This window comes from Bariatricus sp. SGI.161 (assembly GCF_050313695.1).
In the GTDB taxonomy this organism is placed as follows: Bacteria; Bacillota; Clostridia; order Lachnospirales; family Lachnospiraceae; genus JAFBIX01.
This window is the reverse complement of the sequence record NZ_JBNPLX010000002.1, coordinates 37,226-58,835: the sequence shown is the minus strand read 5'-3', so window position 1 is coordinate 58,835 and position 21,610 is coordinate 37,226. Positions and strand designations below refer to the sequence as shown.

17 protein-coding genes are annotated in these 21,610 nt (G+C 40.9%); 4 read left to right on the top strand and 13 right to left on the bottom strand.

What is annotated here, in order from left to right; genetic code table 11:
* Positions 1-10 precede the first annotated feature (10 nt).
* The 5 genes from ACQRBH_RS01625 to ACQRBH_RS01605 form a co-directional block, all read right to left on the bottom strand.
* A complete protein-coding gene (locus tag ACQRBH_RS01625) occupies positions 11-1,129 on the bottom strand; it encodes a phosphotransferase enzyme family protein (RefSeq protein ID WP_427743017.1) in 1,119 nt (372 codons plus the stop codon).
* Entirely contained in the window at positions 1,129-2,055 is a 927-nt protein-coding gene (locus ACQRBH_RS01620) for a nucleotidyltransferase family protein (RefSeq protein ID WP_235232942.1), read from the bottom strand. The genes ACQRBH_RS01625 and ACQRBH_RS01620 overlap by 1 nt, the downstream gene beginning before the upstream one ends.
* A gap of 50 nt (positions 2,056-2,105) precedes the next feature.
* Positions 2,106-2,990, bottom strand: a complete 885-nt coding sequence (locus ACQRBH_RS01615; RefSeq protein WP_235232943.1) for a carbohydrate ABC transporter permease — start codon at positions 2,988-2,990, stop codon at positions 2,106-2,108.
* Between the two features lie 15 nt (positions 2,991-3,005).
* Positions 3,006-3,911, bottom strand: coding sequence for a carbohydrate ABC transporter permease (locus tag ACQRBH_RS01610; RefSeq protein ID WP_427743020.1), 906 nt, complete (start codon positions 3,909-3,911; stop codon positions 3,006-3,008).
* 104 nt (positions 3,912-4,015) lie between these two features.
* Positions 4,016-5,323, bottom strand: a complete 1,308-nt coding sequence (locus ACQRBH_RS01605; protein WP_427760767.1) for an ABC transporter substrate-binding protein — start codon at positions 5,321-5,323, stop codon at positions 4,016-4,018.
* Between the two features lie 208 nt (positions 5,324-5,531).
* On the opposite strand from ACQRBH_RS01605, the gene ACQRBH_RS01600 reads away from it, so the two are divergent.
* Positions 5,532-6,452 carry an AraC family transcriptional regulator gene (locus ACQRBH_RS01600; protein ID WP_427760766.1) on the top strand — a complete coding sequence of 307 codons (921 nt, stop codon included), beginning with the start codon at positions 5,532-5,534 and terminating at the stop codon, positions 6,450-6,452.
* A 135-nt stretch (positions 6,453-6,587) separates the two neighbouring features.
* On the opposite strand, the gene ACQRBH_RS01595 is transcribed toward ACQRBH_RS01600, so the two are convergent.
* The 8 genes from ACQRBH_RS01595 to ACQRBH_RS01560 form a co-directional block, all read right to left on the bottom strand.
* A complete protein-coding gene (locus ACQRBH_RS01595) occupies positions 6,588-8,594 on the bottom strand; it encodes a TIM-barrel domain-containing protein (RefSeq protein ID WP_427760765.1) in 2,007 nt (668 codons plus the stop codon).
* A gap of 25 nt (positions 8,595-8,619) precedes the next feature.
* A complete protein-coding gene (locus ACQRBH_RS01590; RefSeq protein ID WP_347375673.1) occupies positions 8,620-9,468 on the bottom strand; it encodes a carbohydrate ABC transporter permease in 849 nt (282 codons plus the stop codon).
* Positions 9,468-10,364, bottom strand: coding sequence for a sugar ABC transporter permease (locus ACQRBH_RS01585; protein ID WP_347375672.1), 897 nt, complete (start codon positions 10,362-10,364; stop codon positions 9,468-9,470). Before ACQRBH_RS01585 ends, ACQRBH_RS01590 begins: the two co-directional genes overlap by 1 nt.
* A gap of 111 nt (positions 10,365-10,475) precedes the next feature.
* Positions 10,476-11,711 (bottom strand): sugar ABC transporter substrate-binding protein, encoded by a 1,236-nt coding sequence (locus ACQRBH_RS01580; protein ID WP_427760764.1) that lies wholly within the window; start codon positions 11,709-11,711, stop codon positions 10,476-10,478.
* A 114-nt stretch (positions 11,712-11,825) separates the two neighbouring features.
* Complete coding sequence (locus ACQRBH_RS01575) at positions 11,826-13,349, bottom strand: response regulator transcription factor (RefSeq protein ID WP_427760763.1); 1,524 nt, start codon at positions 13,347-13,349, stop codon at positions 11,826-11,828.
* 18 nt (positions 13,350-13,367) lie between these two features.
* Positions 13,368-15,173, bottom strand: coding sequence for a sensor histidine kinase (locus ACQRBH_RS01570; protein ID WP_427760762.1), 1,806 nt, complete (start codon positions 15,171-15,173; stop codon positions 13,368-13,370).
* Positions 15,174-15,427: 254 nt separating this feature from the next.
* A complete protein-coding gene (gene nagB, locus ACQRBH_RS01565) occupies positions 15,428-16,159 on the bottom strand; it encodes a glucosamine-6-phosphate deaminase (RefSeq protein ID WP_235232947.1) in 732 nt (243 codons plus the stop codon).
* A 49-nt stretch (positions 16,160-16,208) separates the two neighbouring features.
* Positions 16,209-16,832, bottom strand: a complete 624-nt coding sequence (locus ACQRBH_RS01560; protein ID WP_427760761.1) for a carbohydrate-binding family 9-like protein — start codon at positions 16,830-16,832, stop codon at positions 16,209-16,211.
* A gap of 271 nt (positions 16,833-17,103) precedes the next feature.
* Here ACQRBH_RS01560 and gnpA point away from each other — a divergent pair, with 271 nt between their 5' ends.
* The 3 genes from gnpA (at position 17,104) to ACQRBH_RS01545 (ending at position 21,605) form a co-directional block, all read left to right on the top strand.
* Positions 17,104-19,260, top strand: a complete 2,157-nt coding sequence (gene gnpA / locus ACQRBH_RS01555) for a 1,3-beta-galactosyl-N-acetylhexosamine phosphorylase (RefSeq protein ID WP_427760760.1) — start codon at positions 17,104-17,106, stop codon at positions 19,258-19,260.
* Between the two features lie 33 nt (positions 19,261-19,293).
* Positions 19,294-20,136, top strand: a complete 843-nt coding sequence (locus ACQRBH_RS01550) for an AraC family transcriptional regulator (protein WP_427760759.1) — start codon at positions 19,294-19,296, stop codon at positions 20,134-20,136.
* Positions 20,137-20,279: 143 nt separating this feature from the next.
* Positions 20,280-21,605 (top strand): glycoside-pentoside-hexuronide (GPH):cation symporter, encoded by a 1,326-nt coding sequence (locus ACQRBH_RS01545; RefSeq protein WP_427760758.1) that lies wholly within the window; start codon positions 20,280-20,282, stop codon positions 21,603-21,605.
* Positions 21,606-21,610: the final 5 nt, after the last annotated feature.

The window sequence follows — 21,610 nt, the reverse complement described above, 5'->3', positions numbered from 1 at the left end:
CTTTTGCCTCCTAGCAGTTACTATATTTTTTTACAATTTCCTGCATGGTATCCCATTTCTGTTCCATATCTTCGACCAGTTTGAACTGTGTCCTGCATCGGTCAAGATTCTGTCCCTCGCGGTGAATCTTAAAATAATTATCCCCCTGAAGATAATCCGTAAGGAAACGCATTCCACACTCAAAGGTCATAGACTTTGCGCCCATCGGCATCAGTTCAATCTCTCTGGCAGTCAGTTTTCCCGCACAGCCTTCGATAAATCCCTTCGCATACAGATCAAACAACTCCATGCTGCAGGATACTTTATCCAGATCCCGCTCATCTTCTGCTGCAGTACTTGCTCCAAAACGGATAGAGTCCCCAAAATCATTCATTGCCAGCCCCGGCATAACTGTATCCAGGTCAATGACACAGATTCCTCTTCCCGTCTTATTGTCAATCATAATGTTATTCAATTTTGTATCGTTATGCGTAACTCGAAGCGGAAGCTCTCCTTTTTCCAGAAGATCTGTGAAATAATCCGCAACATTCTCCCGATCCAATACGAACTGAATCTCTTTTTGAACCTGCGATGCTCTTCCCATTACATCCTCTTCTACCGCTTTTTTGAACACTGCAAACCTGGCCTTGGTATTATGAAAACCTTTGATCGTCTCATGAAGTGTCTCAGCCGGATAGTCTGCCAAAAGTCTTTGAAAATTACCAAATGCTACAGCACTCTGATAAAAATGCTCTGGTTTTTCTACCTGGTCATAACTGGTAGCATCTGTAATAAATTTATAAGAGCGCCAGTAATCCCCTTGCGAATCCAGATAATATGGTTTTCCATCTACCGCCGGAATCACATTCAGTGTCTCACGCTCAGGATCCCCTCCATTTTCAATAATCTTCTTACGAAGATACGATGTGACTCCCATGATGTTTTCCATCAGTTCTACTGGATTCGAAAATACATCTTTATTCATTCTCTGAAGAATGACATTGATGCATCCCATCTCCGCTATCTCAAATTTCAGCAGAAATGTATCATTGATATGTCCACTTCCATAGGGGCCTTCTTCTATCAAAATTCCCTCAAATTGGAAATTCGCGATTGCTTCATCTTTTTGCTTTTGTGTCAACAAAGCCATTATGCTTCCTCCCACAGATGCTCTGGATAGAGACCATCTTCTTTCATCTTCTTAATTGCAGCAACAACGACCGGTTTATCCTCTTTATACGTAACGCCATACCATTTGTCTGCTGACTTCAGCACTGCTACCGTTGCCTGATCTGCTTCCAGCAGATTACTTACGACTGTCGGCAGAAAATATTCACATTTCATCGGATTTGTCTTCAGGCCTTCCTCCAGGAATGCCGGGAATCCATCTTTGATTTCTTTCAATATACTCTTAGTAAATCCCCACATATTCATAGATACTGTCGTATCCGCCGGCACTTCGGTCCATGTCTTCCCATCGTCTTCTGTATATGCAATGCCGCCTTCGCGCTTTTCGATTCTTGTTCTTTCGTGAATAGCGACCAGTTCCCCGTTCTCATTCATATCACAGACGCCACGTGCAACATGCCCATTGTCAGTCACAGTATTGCCAAGCTGATATCCTACCATCGTATAACGATATTTGTCATCATCCTGATGAGTAGCCAGATAATCATAAATCAATCGGAATGCTTCCTGCCCATAATAATCGTCTGCATTGATTACTGCAAATGGTCCGTCAATCTGATCAATACAGCTAAGTACAGCGTGTGCAGTTCCCCACGGCTTCACACGTCCTTCCGGCACTTCATATCCTTCCGGGATATTCTGAAGTTCCTGGAATGCATAAGAAACTTCCATGTATTTTGACATACGGTCCCCCACCGCTTCTCTAAAGTCTGCTTCATTTTCCCTCTTAATAATGAAGATTACTTTCTCAAATCCTGCCTGTTTTGCATCATACATGGAAAAGTCCATGATAATATGTCCTTCTTCATCTACTGGGTCAATTTGCTTTAATCCGCCATAGCGGCTTCCCATTCCTGCCGCCATAATGACTAATACTGGTTTGTTCATCGTTATCCCTCCAAGTTCTATCATTTATTTGTGCTTCAACAATCAAACGCCTAACCTTTAATACCTCCGGTAACACCACCGATGATCTTTTCTGACAAGAAGATATATAAGATAAATGTCGGAAGGAATACTATGATAACTGCCGCAAACATACCTGCCCAGTTTCCTGTGTACTGCATAGACTGCAGCATTCCGTACAGACCTACGGCTACCGGACGCAATGCATCGTTATTTGCGAAGATCAATGACAAGAAGTATTCATTCCAGATATTAATAAAGTTGAAAATTGTCACGGTCACGATTCCAGACTGAGCCATCGGGAACATAATCTTCCAGAAGGTCTTTGCCGGAGGACATCCATCTATTGCCGCTGCCTCTTCATATGTACGCGACAGATTTGCAAAGAATGTCAGCAAGAAAATCGTAGTATACGGGATATTGATTCCGATATACAGGAAGATCAGTGTTACCTTGCTAGCTGCAACATTATTCAAAATTCCCAGGTTGGCTACTACACTAAACAGTGGCAATACGATCATGGTAATCGGGATTCCCATTGCAGATACAAAACTCGTCTGAATGATTTTATTTCCCAAAAACGTAAATCTTGCCAGTACATATGCTGCCGGCGCACAGATTAAAATCAAGAGTGCACAGGATACCAGGGAATATAACAACGAGTTCATAAAGAATGTTGCAACACCGCCAGAGCCCCACGCCTGCACATAGTTTTCAAAATGTAGTCCTGTTGGGAACTTCAAAGCATTACCTGCAAATATATCAGATGTTGTAGACAAGCTTGCTGCCAGAATCCACCCCAAAAGCATAAACGTAAAGATGATCCACAAGATGATGATAATATATCCAGGAGCCAGCTTCAATTCTTTTTTCCAATTTATTTTATCTCTTACTTTTCTTTCTTTTGCTTTCGCCATAATTGCTCCTCCTTTCTAGAATTCCAGATCATCATCTTTGATCAGTTTATTACAGATTGTAAATATGATAACAACACATAAGCAAAGGATGATACCAATTGCTGCGCCATAGCCTGCGTTACGCTCAGTTACCGCATTTCCGGCTCCGAATGTGTGCATGTACATGTACTGAACAGGAACGATGGTCGCTTTGTCTGCAGTAACCGTTGAGAACAACTGTGACCATACGAAGAATGCTGCTGAACTTACAGACCACATGGTAATATTTGTTTTAAATACTCCCTTTAATAGCGGAACCGTCATATAACGGAACTGATGAATCTTATTTGCTCCGTCAATCGTTGCCGCTTCATACAGATCTGGACTGATTCTTTCAATTCCACTCATCCAGATCAACATATGATATCCAATCATACCAAAGCAATATGCGAACAGTAATGCCCAGAATTTATGATTGGTATCCAGCCATGGTGTATTAGCCAGTTTATGCAGGCCGATCGCATCCAGGAATGTTTTCAAAAGACCGAATTTAGAACTGTATACATATTGAATCCACATGGTTGCAAGTGCTACTGCACTGACAATGTTCGGCAGATAGATCACAGCTCGGAAGAACTTCTTTCCGTGGATTCCACTCGTTAGAATTACTGCGAAAAGCAATGATACTGCCAACACGAGTGCTCCTCCGATTGCCCAGATCTTAAAGATGTTAAACATTGCTGTTTTAAATATTTCTGTCGTGAACAGTTTTTGGTAATTCTGTAATCCTACAAACGTCCAATACTCTGTAGCATCCGTAACAGATTCGATCTTGTACAGACTCATCATGATCGTACGAATGATCGGATACAGAAATACAACGAGGAAGATGATGACTGCAGGTGCAAGAAAACCAACGATCATTTTCTTATTCTTCTTCATTGATTATGCCTCCTTTTTCTTTACAAAATATGGCGGCAGCGTTGTATACCGCCCTGCCGCCATATTCAAATCCCTGCCTGATCTGGCAAGGTAGTTACCAGATATTATTGACCAGCTGCCTCTTTCATAGCTTTTACAAATCCAGCTGCATCAATCTCTCCACCAGCAAGTTTCAGAGTATTCTCCTGAAGTACAGGTGTAAGGTCGTTGTTATTCTCAACACCAGCTGCCCAGTCATAGTATGTTGTTGTAGCATCAAAGCCACCTTTTACTTCTGCAAGCTCTGTCGGCCATGCATCACTGTTAGCCTTATCTGTTGGGATACACAGAGCTTCTTCTGTCATCTTCTTGTCGAAATCACCTGTTGTGATGTATGTAATCAGTTCAAATGCCTGATCAGCCATCTTAGAATCTTTGTTAATAGCGAATACCTGATTTGCAATGTTGTTAGCTGTATTGTCATCTGTTCCGCCTTCTACTGATGGGTAGTTGAAGTATCCCCACTCAAGATCTTCTGCTACAGAAGCCTTTGCTTCGTTTGGAAGCCAGGATCCGCAGATAACGATTGCAGCTTCACCAGGAGCGAATTCCTGATTCTGTCCTGCTGGGTATTTGTTTGTTGCGATATTCTCTGAGAAGTATCCTTTGTCTGCAAAATCAGCAAAGCTTTCTGCTGCTGCAAGAACTTTGTCATCATCCCATGTTACAGCTTCGCCATTCACTTCTTCGCCCATAACCAGAGATTTTACTCCGTCCTGTCCGATGTATCTTGCAAGATGATATCCAATGAAAGATGTCATATATGCATCATCAGCAGTGATTGGTGTGATACCAGCATCTTTTAATTTTGCACAAGCAGCATCCAGTTCTTCCCATGTTGTAGGTGCAGCTTCAATTCCAGCTTCGTTGAACAATGTCTTGTTGTAGAAGAAACCGAAGATTGATGGCTGATATGGGATAGAGTGTAAGGTATCATCTCCATCATGTGTCTGTCCATATGCGTTACGTGCGATTGCGAACAGTGTCTCATTGCCATGCTCTGCTTCGTAATCTGCTGCCAGATCTTCCAAATCTAATATGTATTTTCCCCAAGAACCATTTACACGGTTAACATCCTCATCAAATACATCGATCTGCTGTTTTGCATCCAGTGCCGGCTGAAGTCCTTCACGCTGTCCGGTACGTCCCTTGAACTGAACATCAACTTCAACACCTGTGTCTTCTGTATACTTGGCAATTGCATCTTTGATAACTTTTGCCTGTGGTTCATCTTCGCTCCACATAGACCAGTATACAAGTTTGTCTCCACCTTTGCTGTCGCCGCTGTCGCTATCAGATTTGCTTCCGCAGCCTACAGCCATTGTTGCTACCATTGCCACGCACAACAGTATGCTTACAATTTTCTTTTTCATACACTTTACCTCCTATAAAGTTTGTTTTTTGGCTTGATTGTATTGTATTACAATATTGCACAAATATCTTTATCCTATATTGTTCTTAATTTGCACTATCTGCATTTTTGTTTTGATTTTTCACAAAAAATGGGGTATTATATTGTTAAGAATACACAAAATCGTTGTTTTAGAATTAGCAAAATTGACAAAAAGGGGGAAATGTCACTTGGGCTACAAAGGAACGGTTCTGAAGAACTCTATCACAATCAATAAGATATACAGTATTCACTATTTTGAGTACATGAGCGATTTCTCTTTTGAAGGAGAATCCCATAACTTCTGGGAATTTATCTGCGTTGACAAAGGTGAAGTCGGCGTAACTGCAGGCAAGACATTTACCATATTAAAGAAGGGAGATGTTGCTTTTCACCAGCCCAACGAATTCCACAATGTACAGGCGACCGGAACGATTGCGCCTAATCTTGTAGTCATCTCTTTCCAGTGCGATGATGAAGCCATGCGTTTCTTTAAAAAGCGGATTCTTCGAATCGACGAGGTGGAACGCAACCTTCTTGCAGACATTATTATCGAAGCAAGACACTGTTTTGACTGCCGTCTGGATGATCCTTATCTTCAGAATATGCCACAAAAGGAACCGGAAATGTTCGGGGCAGAACAACTTATCTGTCTGTATCTGGAGCATTTCCTGATTCACCTGATCCGAAGGTATTCTAACCCGATTGTCCTTAGGAAGCGGCCGGCACGAATCGAGACTCCTAAGAGCACCAAGCAGAAGAGCGACACTGAGATCTTCAATCGTGTAGTTGATTATCTGGAGAATCACATCAGCGCACCGGTCACCATTGAACAGATCTGCAAGGACAATCTTATCGGACGTTCCCAGCTTCAAAAGATCTTCAAAGAGCGCTGTAACCTCGGCATCATAGAATATTTTTCTCTCATGAAGGTCAATGCTGCCAAGGAAATGATCCGGACCAACCGGATGAACTTTACGCAGATCTCCGAGCAGCTTGGATATTCTTCGATACACTATTTTTCCAGACAATTCAAAAAAGTGACGGGAATGACACCTTCCGAATATGCTTCTTCGATCAAAGCAATGGCGGACGGAAGTTTTGAACCATAAACACTTCATTGCATACGAAAGTAAAATCTCTTTTCCTGTAAGGGAAAAAATAACCATTGTATAAAAAGAAACGAAATCCTCATAAATGACGATTTCGTTTCTTCTGTTATTTAATGATATAAAAACTATGATTATTTATAACGCTAATATTTCTTTTACCTCAGAAGCTTTTTTCACAAATATCGGAATACTCTCAATCGGTGCAGAAACTTCGATCCAATTTTGTCCTGAATATTCTTTTCCCGTTTCATATTCCACCCAGACAATATTCCCTGGCAGATATAATTTCCGTGTCTTTTGATTTGCATAGCATACTGGTGCCACCAAAATATCTGGGCCATAAAAATATGTATCCTCAATTTTCCAGCATTCTTTATCATCTGGATATTCATAAAACATCGTACGCATGACCGGCGAGCCTTTTTTATGAGCTTCTTTCATCAGTGTTCTTGTATAAGGACGAAGCGTTTCCCTCAATTCCATATATTTCTTACATATTTCATAGACTTTTTCCCCATAGCTCCACACTTCATTCGCCGCTCCGGAACAACAAGTTGCTCCACCTGTGGTTCCAAACTGCGGCTGCCTAGGTTCTCGGTCACCATGCAAGCGCATAACCGGGCAGAACGCTCCCCACTGAAACCATCGAACAAATAACTCTCTAAATGCCGGATCATTAGGATCTCCTCCATGAAATCCACCTATATCCGTCGTCCACCACGGAATTCCTGCTAGCCCCATATTCAGACCGGCAGCCAATTGATTTCTCATACTTTCAAAACTGGAAGCAATATCACCGGACCAGACAAGTGCACCATATTTCTGACTGCCTGCCCACGCACATCTTAACAGATTTACAATGTTTTTTTGCCCCTGTACCTCCATTCCTTCATAAAATGTTTTCGCATAATCAACAGGATAAATATTACCGATTTCCAGATCTGTCCCACGATAATAGCGATAATTATCGAAATCATATGCCGTATACTCTGGTTCTGCCTCATCCAGCCAGAACAGCTTAATTCCTTTGTCATAATAGTTCTGTTTGGCCTTTTCCCACACATACTTTCTTGCAGCTGGATTAGTTGCATCATAGTGAATCGTCGCACCCTCAAAATCCAATCCTGTGCGATACCCCCGCTCCGTACGAATCAGATATCCTTTTTCCAACATTTCGTCGAAATTCTCAGATGTTCGATCCACTGTCGGCCATATCGAAACCATTAGCTCGATTCCCATTTCTTTTAATTCCTGTATCATTGCGTCCGGATCCGGCCAATATACAGGATCAAATTTCCATTCTCCTTGCTTCGGCCAGTGGAAAAAGTCGATTACAATCACATCAATCGGGAGACCACGTTTCTTATATTCCCTTGCTACCTCAAGGAGCTCTTCCTGCGTCTGGTATCTAAGCTTACATTGCCAGAATCCAAGACCATATTCCGGCATCATTGGCACCGTTCCTGCCACACCCGCATAAGCTTCCTCAATCTCCGCTGGTGTATCTCCTACAGTAATCCAGTAATCCAGTGTTTTTGATGCATAAGCTTCAAAGCTCATAATATTTTTCCCAAGCACTGCTCTTCCTACTCCAGGATTATTCCATAAAAGTCCATATCCTGCGGAAGAAACTAAAAAAGGAACACTCGCCTGCGAATTTCTATGAGCAAGTTCCAGATCCATACCCTTTAAATCCAGATATGGTTGCTGATATTGTCCCATACCATACAATTTTTCATCTTTATCAACAGACTCCCATCGCATAGTCACATGATAATCACCGCCAATATTCGGTTGGAACTCTCTGGCTTCTAACTCAATCGCACTACATTTTTTATCAGTCACATCCCGACGATTTCTCCAGTATTCTTCAAGTAACAGTTTCCCCTTCTGGTTGTAAACTGTAATTTTTCCACCATTTGTAATAAACAATTCCGCTTTTCCATTACGAACTCTTACACCATTTTCCAGTCTGTCAGTTTCCACCGATACTTTTGACAACGGATTTAGTGCCCAATCTTCCTCGGGCATCTGCGCATTCTTTGTTGCCCGAATACGCAGACCATTCTTTCCCCATCCTTCAATCCATAATTCTTCCGCATCATAATGATAAATAATTTTTTGCTCTTCTATTCTAAGCATATATTACTTCCTTTCTCCAAGAGGATTATCCTTTTACTGCTCCACTTGTCATACCACCGACAATATATTTCTGTAAGAAGATAAATATCAATAATACTGGAATAATTGTAACTACCGCAAAGGCTGTCAGATAACTCCACTTGGTTCCATATTGTCCCATAAAATTAAAAATCCCTGCCGTAATTGGACGATTCTGCTGATCAATAATAAATGTCATACCATAAGCCAAATCTCCCCACGCATATAAGAATGAGAAAATAGCACATACCATGACTCCCGGTTTCGCAATTGGGAGCAAAATCCGGATAAATGCAGTAAATTTATTGCACCCATCAATATAAGCGGCTTCTTCCATATCTTTTGGTATTGCAGCAAAATAGTTTTTCAGAATCAGAATAGAAAAAGGAATTCCGATTGTTGCATCTGCCAGCATAGCCGCTCCCCATGTATTATACAGATGCATATTCTTAAACATAATAAATAACGGTGTTAAAAGCACTGATACTGGAAGCATCTGCGTAACTAAAAAAGAAAGCAGCATTACTTTTCTTCCTTTGAATTTGTACTTGGCAATTCCGTAGGATGCCGGAACTGCAAGAACTACCGCGATTACCATTGCCCCCAGTGAAATAATCAGGCTGTTTCCAAAGGATTTAAACATATTGAAATCCCCTGTTTCAACCTGTGCTGCATAAGACTTCGTGTTTATAACGTGCGGAAAGAATGTCGGAGGATTCTGAAAAATCTCCATTTCCGTTTTCAAAGAAGTAATAAATGCCCAATATAACGGAAACAGTAAAATGCACGCAATAATCAATGCAATGATACAAAAAACAATATTTTTCTTTTTACTCAATCTCTTTTCTTCATCCATTATGCATCCTCCTCATTTGTTGCTCTCAGATAAAATACACCAACAATCATCAGAATAACCAACAATACATTGGCTACCGCCGAGCCCTTACTATACTGGAACATATCAAACGATAATTTATATGAGTATGTTGACAGCATATGTGTAGAATTTACAGGCCCTCCGCTTGTCATAACATAAACCAGGTCATACACTTTAAAAGTGTAAATGAATCCAAGGATCAATACAGACTCTATTGTCGGACGAAGAAGTGGGAGCGTAATCTTGAAAAACGCCTGTACCCCTGTTGCACCATCAATGGACGCACTCTCATAAAGATCTTTTGGAATCGTGGTAAGTCCCGTAGATATTAAAATCATATTAAATGGAATCCCTATCCATATATTCGCACAAATCAATGCAAACATAGCTGTCTTTGAATTCGTAAGCCATTCAACATTTGTAGAAATCAAATGCAGACTTTTTAGAATATAATTCAAAACACCAACATCTGTTGCAAACAGCAGCTTGAAAATCAATGCTGTTACAGTAATCGGAATCATCCACGGAACCAACAGAATTCCTCTTAACGGCTTTGCAATCACAAACCTCTTGTTAAAAAATATCGCCAGTGCAAAACCAATCAAAAATTGAACTACAAGACAGCAAACTGTAAATATGAGTGTATTTAAAAGGGATTTCCGAAACACTTCATCCTGAAATATCTCAAGATAATTTGTCAAACCAACAAAATTTTTTTCTCCCTGCACCAGATTAAATGCCGTAACATCCTGAAAACTCAGAATAATATTTCGCAGAATTGGATAGCCCACGAAAATCAGCATATACACAAATGCCGGAAGAACAAACAAAACACCTATGTTATCATATTGAAAAAACTTCTTTATTTTCCGCAAAATTATTCGCCTCCTTGGACAAAACGATGAATCAGACTTACATATGCTAAATTTTGAACATAAAAAGGGAGTACACGGAACACCGTATACTCCGTATTTCTATTTCAATGATTATTTTACAATACCATCTATTGTCTCCTGTGCTTTTGCAGCTGCATCTTCAGGTGTTGAAGCACCTGTCATTACCTCATTAAAAGCCAAAGAAATCGCATCAGATACACTTGGCCACTCTGCCAGCGGACCTCTTGCCTGCACATACTGAAGTTCTTCTACAAATGGTTCATAAGGTGAACCTTCTTCAAACTGATTTTCAGCAATCGTCTGATCTGCCGAAATATAACCAAATGCATCCATCAGGAACTTAACCTGATCCTCAGCAGTTGCATACTGAAGGAAATCTAAAGCCCCCTCTGTATTTCCACCTTTAATAACTGCATAGTTCTCTCCACCAAGAACGGAAGCGTATTCCGAATCTTTAGGAATCAATGTAACTTTCCAGTTCAGATCCGGTGCTTCTTCCTGCATGGTTGGAATCTGCCATGGACCATTTACCATCATTGCAACGTTTCCTGAAATAAACTGATTCATAACATCGCCCTGAGTCCAGTTGGTACATTCTTTACTCATAACACCAGAATCAACCAGTTCTTTTGCAAATGTAAGTGCTTTAATACCACCTTCGGAATCCATTTCATAAGAACTTGCTCCTGTCGACCAGAGCCATGGAACAAAGTTAAATGTACCTTCCTCATTTTGAACACTACAGAATGCAAGACCAGATACAGAATCTGTTGTCAATGCTTTTGCAGTATCCATCAGCTCATCCCATGTAGTAGGAACACTACAGCCTGCTGCATTCAACATATCCTCATTATAATACAATGCAAGGCAGTTTGCTCCAAATGGTACCCCATATAGTTTGTCATCCAATGTACAGGAATTTACGGTACCTTCATAGTAATTATCTACATCAAATTTTCCAGTCAAATCCTCAAAAATTCCCATTGACGCATAAGATGCATGATCTGGTGAATCCAAAATTGCAATATCCGGAAGTTCATTCGCAGATGCACCAATAGAAAGCTGTTTCTTAAAATCTGCAAACGGTACATACTTTGCAGTTACTTCATATGCATCCTGTGATTCATTATAATCTTGAATTACCTTATCCAGAGCTACCTGATGTCCTTCGGTCTCCATGTAATACCAGATTGTCACATCCTTGGAAGCTTCACCCTCTGAAGATCCATCTCCCTCTGAAGATCCGTCAGAGCCCCCACATCCTGCCAGCATTCCAACCGCCATCACTGTTGCCAGACCCATAGCCAATGCCTTTTTCAATTTCATTTCTTTTCCTCCTTTAACAGTTTTAATTTACTTATATCTTAAAACACGAACATATACTTGAAAATTCCACAAAGCTTAAAAAGGAGGAGATATCTAAAGGAGTTTTTCTGTAATTTATTTATATATCTTCCTATAATCTGCAGGAAGATACCCTGTCTCAGCCTTAAAAACTTTGCTAAAATATTTGGAGTCCGAATAGCCTATCAGCTCTGCAATTTCATACAATTTTAACTGTGTTCCAAGCAATAATTCTTTTGCTTTATTCAAACGAAATTGCTTGAGATACGCGCTAAAATTCACCCCTAACACCTGATGGAACTGCGTTCCAAGATATTCTGGCGTTATTCCAAGCTTTGCGGCAATCTCATCCAATGTAATTCCTGTGCGATAAAATTCATGAATCATTGCCACTGCACGTTTTACATTCAGATTCTCAATCTGTTCTTCCGTCCTCTGGAGCCTTTCGACCAGCTCTATTGTTATTCTTTTCATTCCTTCTCTGGTTTTTGTATGTGTAATTCTATCCAGAAGTTCTCTTTGTTCAAAATGTTCAAAATTAAAATTCCCTATTTCTTTTGAAAAATTAATCATAGCCCAGAAAAATCGCACATAACATTCTTTTATTCTTTTTGGCTCATATATTTTCCCATTCTGAAAGTACTTCTGAAACTGTTCCACACTCTTTTTTATTTTCTGAGGATCATTAGAGCAAACCGCCGTCTTCATCTGATTTTCTATATCCAGTGGATATACACATAGTGATGTTTGTACACGCTGAATCTCTGGGCAAGATATGATAACTTCACTTCCAAGAAGAATATTCCACTCCAGATATTGCTCCACTTCTTCATAATTATCTTTTAAATTAAAAATATCCGGAGATTCTGCCCATCCCATTGCGACACCGTCTAAATCATTACTTTTTTGCAGAAAATGTCCTTGTATCCATCTTTTAATATTTTGGTTTTTCGCATAATTATAAATAATAATTATAATCTCCTTCTGTTTTTCATCTTCTATAACACAGTAAGAAATTGACGGCTTCTCCGAAAAAATCATTTTTATTTTTCGAATAAATCTATCACATTTTTTATCCGACCATTCTTCAAAATATGATACAAACAGAGCTAATGACAGCTGTCCATCAAGTCCAAATTCTTTATTTAAATATTCTGTAACCTCTTCTTCTGGCAAAAAATCACCTGCCAGAATATTTTTCATTACCTGATCCAGGCTTCCAATCTGCTTTGGATGACGTTTCCGTTCCTTTTCCAGTTCGAATTTTACCCGTTCTACAGCTTCCGAAAAATCTGCCATCACAATTGGTTTCAAAAGATATTCTGTTACACCAAGCCTCAATGCAGATCTGGCATATTCAAATTCTGAATATGCAGACAGTACAATAGACTTTGCTTTACAACCTTCTGCATAAATCTGCTCTAACATTTCCAGACCATCCATAACCGGCATTCGTACATCTGTAATAATTACATCCGGGTTTTCTTTACGGACGACTTCCACCCCTTCTACTCCGTTCTCTGCTTCCCCCACGATAACATTCTCCTCATCTAATTTAGGAAGCAATTTACGAATGCCTTCACGAATCCAGATCTCATCCTCCACAATCACAAATCTCATAAAAACCTCTTCTCTCCATTAAACAGGCACCCTTGGTATATATATCCAGACACTTGTGTATTCTTCTATGCTGCTTTCCACATAAACAGATGCCATTTCTCCATAATACATCTGTATTCTGGTAATAGCATTTTCCATCCCAATACAGTTTTTATCTTCACTGGCCGGATAGATTCTGGAATTAATCATTTTGACCAGTTCTTCTGACATTCCTTTTCCATTATCCCATATCTGAATCATCAGTCTATCCTGTCTTGGTTCTATATTTATTTTCAGGAGATGCACCCCTTTCTTTGACTTAAAGCCATGAAAAATAGCATTTTCTACGAACGGCTGAAAAAGGAGCTTATGAATTCTCCAATCTACAACCTCTGGTGATACGTTAATTTCACATTCAAATGCATTTTTTAATCTTGTCTGCTGCAAAAACAAGTATTGTTTCAGCCATTCTATTTCACGACCGATTTTCACTTCCGCATTACTATCATCAATCCCATACCGAAGGATTGCCGCCAGTGATGTGATTGAATTGCTAATCTCAAATTCATCTCTGTCGATCGCCATCCAGTTAATCGTATCTAACGTATTATACAGAAAATGTGGATTGATCTGCGCTTCCAATGCAGCGATTTCCGCATTACGCTGTCGTTCATAAGCTTCTTTTTCTTTCTTGATAGAACTCTCCAGTTCATCCATCATATGATTAAACTGTGTCTCTATAATTCTGATTTCTGTTGGTGTATTTCTATCCACAACAGCTCTGACAGATAATTTCCCTTCTTCTGCAATTTTCATTGTCCTTACCAGACGGTTAATAGAACTCATAAGATTTCTCGTCATTGTAACTATGAGGATCAACAATATGAAAACTGTTACTCCCAATACAAACAATAAAATCCTCTGTTGGGCATTTAATCTTTTTATCAATTCCTGCTGACTTGACACATTTACAATATCAGCACCAAACTCTTCGTCATAGACTATTTCTATTGTCTCAGAATTAACTCCTATCAGATTATTTTCTTTTAAGAACTTCCAATGTGATTGCTTTCTTTTTTCAATATCATCTGACCACTCCATCACTTTCGTTCCCAAAAGTTCTTCTTCATAGCAGGATATCATATTTCCCTGCGTATCCACCATGAAAGTAAAATGAGTCCTGTCATCAGACTTTCCACATATCTCTCTTAACATAGCTTCATCCACGCTGACAATCACCACGCCTATCTGCTTGTTTACATTTTGATAGTCAATAATACGATGTCCCAGATGAAACAGATAATAAACATCTGCAGCAAAAACTCCGGCACGTCTGGTCGGAATAATATGCGTGAAGTTATCCAATGAAAAATTCTCATAAATCTCATCCGGACTCATACCTATACTTCCCATCCATGAAGTACGGGTTGAAGAACCCGTCAGCAGATCATAGAATACAACTTCTCCGCTTTCTGTAATAACCGTAATACATTTAATATGTTCTTTTGCATAGAACATTCCCCTCAGAGTACTTCGAAGCCGCGCCTTTGTTGCCGTAATATCCTCTCCTTGATTAATATCATCTACCATATCCACGATATCATCATTCATATATACCTGAAACAGAATATCCTCATAAGAATCCACCCATACATCCAGACTACTCTTAGTCTGTTGAATATTCGCCTGCATGAGTTCTTCTACATTATCCCTGACAATACGAGAAGTATTAATATATGAAAAAAAGATCAATATAAACGATGGAATTACCGCAGTAACAACAAACGCCGTCAAAATTTTCCCTTTCAAACTGGACCAAGAAAACATACTGAATATTTTTTTCACAGAATCCCCCCATTATTTTTGTTTATGTTATCATAGCATTATATTACCTCATACCTAATGATGAAAAAACATAAAAAGGAGTATTTTTCTAAAGGAAATTCTATTTTTCCACATTTCTGCTACAATCGCTCATAAAACTTTTCCATTTACCAGAAATGCGCACCACAAAGTGCACAAAAAAACCGAGGGCGATGCAAACCACCTCGTCCTCGGTTTATCCTTTATCCTCTTTTATTTGAATGATTACGCATATTCTACCGCGGAATCTTAGAAAGCGCTGCCTCATCGCCCACCAAAGTCACATCGTTATGCATCTGAAGGATGGATGCCGGAACAGCCGGTGTCACCGGTCCAAAGAATGCCTTCGCCACGATATCTGCCTTATCCTCGCCGCTTACAATTACCAGAATCTTCTTTGCCTGCATAATGGTCTTGATTCCCATGGTATAAGCCTGCTTCGGAACATCATCTGCAGAAGCGAAGAAGCGCTTGTTTGCCTCGATGGTTCTCTCCTGAAGATCAACACAATGAGTCTCCTTCTCAAATGCCTCTCCCGGCTCATTGAATCCGATATGTCCATTATGTCCCAAGCCAAGGAGCTGAAGATCCACTCCACCAAGAGAATGAATCAGACTCTCATATCTGGCACACTCTTTTTCACTGTTTGGCTCCATTCCATTTGGAAGATGTGTATTCTCAGGATTGATATTGACCTGATCAAACAGATTCTGGTGCATAAAGTAATAATAGCTCTGGTCATTCGTTCTTGGAAGTCCCTTATATTCGTCCAGATTCACTGTTGTCACATCAGAGAAATCCAGATCGCCCTTTTTGTACCACTCAATTAACTGCTGGTAGGTCCCAATCGGTGTGGAACCTGTTGCCAGTCCCAATACACAGTTTGGTTTCATGATTACCTGTGCAGAGATAATGTTTGCTGCCTTTCTGCTCATATCCTTGTAATCGGTTGCTTTGTAGATTTGCATAATCTTTTCCTCCTCAATATATTTCTACCCTTAAATTATTACCCAATTCCTATCTTTTTTGTGAATCCACAATCTTTGCCGTCCCAAAAAATTCCGGCATATGAAAACTGGGAATCTCCGACAGAATCGGAAAACACGAAGCATAGTGTTCCATTTCCTTCGCTTCTGATATCTTATAAAAGTTGCAAGTAAATTCGCTGCCTACTTTCAATTCCAATGGTCCATAGATCTTCTCCAATATTCCAATCGGAATACGAAGACTCATACTCCACTTATCCGCATCGATCTGCGCCTTGCAATCGAAAGAATCCATCTCTTCTTTCGCAAAGTATGTCCGGTATGTACGCCTGGTTCCGTATGCTGCCAGCAAAGCGCCATTCGCATTCACTTCAAAATTCAAGTAAATCGGTGGCACCATTCTTTCCCTAGCCGCTTCAAATTCAAAGAACGCTTCCAGCGCACTGTCCCGATACACAGGATCCAATGCATTCGTATAAGTCCGAAGCGGATCCGCCTCTTCACACACCATCTTCAGATAAAAGCCTTCCCCTGGCACAAATCCAAGATATCCGTACGTATCAGGAATCTTCTTCGTTCCCCACAGAAGATATTCCACACGAAAAGGTTCCACCCGCTCCAGTTCCTTGGCACTTCTGATTACACTAACCTCCATAGACAATATCCTTGCCACTCCTTTTATAAAATATTGTTGCTCACCACACGCTGTACTCCTAAAATTAATCTATCAAAAAAAGAATATGAAAACAAGATTGTGCAAATGCAAAGACCCGAATGTGCAAAAAAAGTCAACAATCGTGCTATTGAAAACTAAAGGGTTATTTCATATACTCATCTTATATCAACAGGGATGGGGAGGGGACGGGGGAAAACTCATTTTCCCCCGTCCCAAATTAAAATCACCCTGTCCCCAATAGGAGGGTATTATGTCTAAAACAAAGGGAAGGGTCACTTTACCAAGTGAATCTAATTTTTTGAACGAAACGAAGGAGATGCTGGAACGCTGGGGAGCCGATGCACTCCGTGACAGTGACGGCACAAAGCTTGACGATGAGATCAAGTCTTTGGATGCTAAGATCTATACGACTTATTTTGTCGCAAGAGGACACAATGAATTTGCAGAAAAACATATGGATGAATGCCAGCAGATGCTTCTGATGTCGAAACACAATCTGGCAACAGATTCTTCTGTTACGATTGATTTTCTGGACGGTTATTATCGCGAACAAGTAATCGCAGATTATATTCACGATCCCAAGAAATGGTGGGAGATCATTGACCGTACTACGGGAGAAGTTGTACCTGCAGACTGCTGGACCATTGATGAGAAAAACGATCTGGTCACCATCAACAATGTCATTCCATTCCATGAATATACGGTATCATTTTTCGTATATGCCATCTGGGATCCGACACAGATGTACAACCACATCACCAACAACTGGGGGGATAAGCCACACGAGATTCCATTTGATGTACGCCAGGTCAATTCTGGAGCTTTTGCCAAGGATTATCTGAAGCAGTGGTTAATCGACAACCCGGACACCGATGTCGTGCGATTCACTACGTTCTTCTATCATTTTACATTGGTATTTAACGCACAGGCTAAGGAAAAGTTTGTAGACTGGTTCGGCTATGGTGCGACCGTGTCCATCAAGGCTCTGGAAGAATTCGAACAGGAATATGGCTATGCTTTAAGACCGGAAGATATCGTGGACAATGGTTACTACAACTCTACATTCCGCGTTCCAACGAAAGCTTACCGCGATTATATGGATTTCATCCAGCGTTTTGTTGCCAGAAAAGCAAAGGAACTGGTAGACATCACTCATGAAGCCGGCCGGGAGGCTATGATGTTCCTTGGTGACAACTGGATTGGAACAGAACCTTATGGTCCTTATTTTGAGGACATTGGTTTGGATGCAGTGGTAGGAAGTGTCGGCGGTGGTGCAACATTGCGTCTGATTTCTGATATTCCAGGTGTCAAATATACAGAAGGACGTTTCCTTCCTTATTTCTTCCCGGATACCTTCTATGAAGGAAATGACCCTTGTATCGAAGCCATCGACAACTGGCTCAGTGCAAGACGTGCATTGATGCGTAATCCGGTAGACCGCATCGGCTACGGCGGTTACTTAAGCCTGGCATATAAGTTCCCGAAATTTGTAGATTATATCGAAAAAGTTACCGATGAATTTCGTCTGATCTATGACAACGTCAAGGGCAAGACGCCTTATTGCGGTCTGAAAGTTGCTATCCTGAATTCCTGGGGCAAGCTTCGTTCCTGGCAGACTTATATGGTAGCCCACGCCCTCTGGTACAAACAGACCTATTCTTACTTTGGCGTATTAGAATCCCTGAGCGGAGCTGCAGTAGATGTGGTTTTCTTAAGCTTTGATGATATTCGTGAAAATGGCGTTCCTTCCGACGTGGATGTCATCATCAACGCAGGCGACGCCATGACCGCATTCTCCGGCGGCGAAGAATGGCTGGATGAGAACCTTGTTACCACCATTCGTAAATGGGTTTATGAAGGCGGCGGTTTCATCGGAATCGGCGATCCAACTGCCGTACACCACGGTGGACGTTACTTCCAGCTCGCAGATATTCTCGGTGTAGACAAGGAACTGGGATACACCCTGTCTACGGATAAATATTTTACGCAGGCACAAGATCATCACTTCATCAGTGAAGACCGAACTGCAGATTATGATTTTGGCGAAAGCAAGCATGATATCTACGCATTGTCTGACCGCACAGAGATTATCGAATACTCCAATCATGAGGTACATCTTGCGGCCAACACCTACGGCAAGGGGCGCGGAGTATATATTGCAGGACTTCCTTACAGTTACGAAAACACACGTCTTCTCATGCGCGCTATGTATTATGCCGCACATAAAGAAGATACTTTCCACGTATGGTATGCAGATAATCTGAATTGTGAGGTAAATGCCTACCCAGAAAGTGGAAAATATGCTATACTTAATAATTCAAACGAGACACAGATTACAAAGTTTTACGATGGAGAGGGCAATTGCGAGACCATCACTCTCGAACCTTGTGAGATTCTGTGGCGTTAAACAAGAATTCACACGAAGGGAGTTTATCCCATTATGGTTCAAAACATTAAGATGGAGGAGATTGTTCACCAGGACAATCTCCCCGCCAAAATTATACTACAGACCCTGGCCGGCGACACATCCCGCGTACCTCCTCATTGGCACAAAGACATCGAATTGAATCTCGTTCAGGCCGGGACATCTATTTCTATCGTAGATGGAAGACAGAGTATTCTATCACCCAACGACATCAATATCATTAACAGCAAAAAAATTCATTACGGTGATATTCTGGAGGATTCTGGTTTTATAAAATTAATCACGATCCAATGGGATTACGACTTCTTTCTTCGATACTGCCCGGACTTTCCTCAATATCAATTCTCCCTGGATAACCGCGAATGGATCAAGCCTAAGCTTCGAGAGCTAATCCTGAAAATCGCCGACTTGCACCAGTCCAGAATTCCTTATTCTGAGATGAAGATACACGCATTACTTCTGGAGGTCGGGAGCCTTTTATTGGAGCACTGTCTGGAAACCAATTCCTATTATCAGGATTACGACCTTGCCAGGAAGATCGAACAGATACAAGAATCCATCATATATATTGAAGAAAATTATTCCCGGCAGATCTCACTTGCAGAGATTGCTCACCACGTAAATATGTCACCTGCGTATTTTTCGAGGAAATTCAAACAATTCACCGGAATTAATTTCTACGAATGCCTGACTCTTCATCGAGTCCAAAAGGCAAGAGATGAATTATTAAATACCGATCAAACCATCACGGAAATCGCCTTTAACAATGGTTTTCCGAACGTAAAATCATTCATCGAATCCTTCAAAAAGATATACCATATAACACCGAAGCAATACCAAAAAGCCCATAAATGTTAATTTTGTGAGGCTTTTTTTATTTTCAAAAGCAAGATTTGACAACTTTTAAGCAACATAGGGAAATACACTCCATCACCTGTCTGATACAATAGAATCAGTTAGACATGTATATTATGACAGTTCAATAGCAGGAGGTATATAGAATGGGAAAATGGAGATTAAGAATTGGTTATGGAGTGGCCGACCTTGCCTGCACTCTAATCTTCTCAATGGTGGCGTCTTATCTGATGATATTCTACACAGATGTATTTGGCATCAGTGCCGCTGTTGCCGGAACCATGATGTTCGCTACAAGAATTACGGAAGGGTTTATGGATATTCTGGCAGGTCTGATCGTGGACCGCACCAACACACGATGGGGACGGAACCGCCCGTTTTTCTTGTTTGGCGCCATTCCGCTTGGGCTTATCACGATTGCCGTCTTCTATGCGCCCCCGCTTCAGGGAAACTGGAAGATTGTATATGCATTCGTATCCTATGTCATCCTAAGCTTTATCTATGCAATCGTAAATATCCCTCTCTCTTCGATTCTACCGACTCTGACATCAGATTCGAAAGAGCGCACCGTTCTGGTTACCACACGAATGATATTTTCCATGATTGCCGCTACGATCATCACAACATTTACCACCCCGTTAGTCCGACATTTTGGAAATGATGATCCGGGACGAGGATATCTGTCTACCATTACCATCTATGCAACAATTGCAGTCATTCTGTTTTTCGTTACTTTTAAAAACACAGAAGAAAAGATCCAGCCTGCCGCCAAAGGAAAGAAATCCTCTGTGAAGAAGGATTTCCAGTCCTTGAACTCACAGTGTCTGGTCATGTTTTTATTCGGACTTTTGTACTTCTCCATGTTCAATATCCGAAGCACCTCGGTCATCTATTACTTTACCTATAATCTGGAGAAGATTGAGTTGATTCCGACAATTGGAATTCTAGGTACTTTCTCCGGCCTGCCCGTATTACTGCTTCTTCCATATATCACAGGAAAGATCGGGAAACGCAACGCTGTCATCACAGGTGCCGTCATCTATATCCTTGGCACTCTGACCATCTGGTTTGCTCAAAGTACTACCCCAATTCTGATGTGCGGTCTTGTGGCAACAGGATGCGGCATGTATCTGATTCAGGCTACATTTTTCACTATATGCCCAGATGTCATTGATTACTGTGAATACACCAGCGGACAGAGCATCGCAGGCATGATCACTGCCTGCTCCGGTTTCCTGTCCAATATTGCCATGGGCGCCAGCAGCTCCCTTCTTGGGCATCTGCTCAAAGCCGGCGGATACGTTGCCAACCAGAAACAGACAGCATCTGCTCTTAGGAGCATTCAGATAAGTTTTATCTGGGTTCCCATCGCATTATGTCTTGCCATTATTGTGCTAATGCAATTCTATAAGTTAGACAGGCGGATGCCCGAAGTCCAGAAAGAACTTGCCAGACGCCGCGGCCTTTCTTAAAGAAT

Excerpts from the sequence above, each read along its gene's own strand:
- ACQRBH_RS01625 (WP_427743017.1), bottom strand. The coding sequence starts at position 1,129 with ATGGCTTTGTTGACACAAAAGCAAAAAGATGAAGCAATCGCGAATTTC.
- ACQRBH_RS01620 (WP_235232942.1), bottom strand. The coding sequence starts at position 2,055 with ATGAACAAACCAGTATTAGTCATTATGGCGGCAGGAATGGGAAGCCGC.
- ACQRBH_RS01615 (WP_235232943.1), bottom strand. The coding sequence starts at position 2,990 with ATGGCGAAAGCAAAAGAAAGAAAAGTAAGAGATAAAATAAATTGGAAA.
- ACQRBH_RS01610 (WP_427743020.1), bottom strand. The coding sequence starts at position 3,911 with ATGAAGAAGAATAAGAAAATGATCGTTGGTTTTCTTGCACCTGCAGTC.
- ACQRBH_RS01605 (WP_427760767.1), bottom strand. The coding sequence starts at position 5,323 with ATGAAAAAGAAAATTGTAAGCATACTGTTGTGCGTGGCAATGGTAGCA.
- ACQRBH_RS01595 (WP_427760765.1), bottom strand. The coding sequence starts at position 8,594 with ATGCTTAGAATAGAAGAGCAAAAAATTATTTATCATTATGATGCGGAA.
- ACQRBH_RS01590 (WP_347375673.1), bottom strand. The coding sequence starts at position 9,468 with ATGGATGAAGAAAAGAGATTGAGTAAAAAGAAAAATATTGTTTTTTGT.
- ACQRBH_RS01580 (WP_427760764.1), bottom strand. The coding sequence starts at position 11,711 with ATGAAATTGAAAAAGGCATTGGCTATGGGTCTGGCAACAGTGATGGCG.
- ACQRBH_RS01575 (WP_427760763.1), bottom strand. The coding sequence starts at position 13,349 with ATGAGATTTGTGATTGTGGAGGATGAGATCTGGATTCGTGAAGGCATT.
- nagB (WP_235232947.1), bottom strand. The coding sequence starts at position 16,159 with ATGCAAATCTACAAAGCAACCGATTACAAGGATATGAGCAGAAAGGCA.
- ACQRBH_RS01560 (WP_427760761.1), bottom strand. The coding sequence starts at position 16,832 with ATGGAGGTTAGTGTAATCAGAAGTGCCAAGGAACTGGAGCGGGTGGAA.
- gnpA (WP_427760760.1), top strand. The coding sequence starts at position 17,104 with ATGTCTAAAACAAAGGGAAGGGTCACTTTACCAAGTGAATCTAATTTT.
- ACQRBH_RS01550 (WP_427760759.1), top strand. The coding sequence starts at position 19,294 with ATGGTTCAAAACATTAAGATGGAGGAGATTGTTCACCAGGACAATCTC.
- ACQRBH_RS01545 (WP_427760758.1), top strand. The coding sequence starts at position 20,280 with ATGGGAAAATGGAGATTAAGAATTGGTTATGGAGTGGCCGACCTTGCC.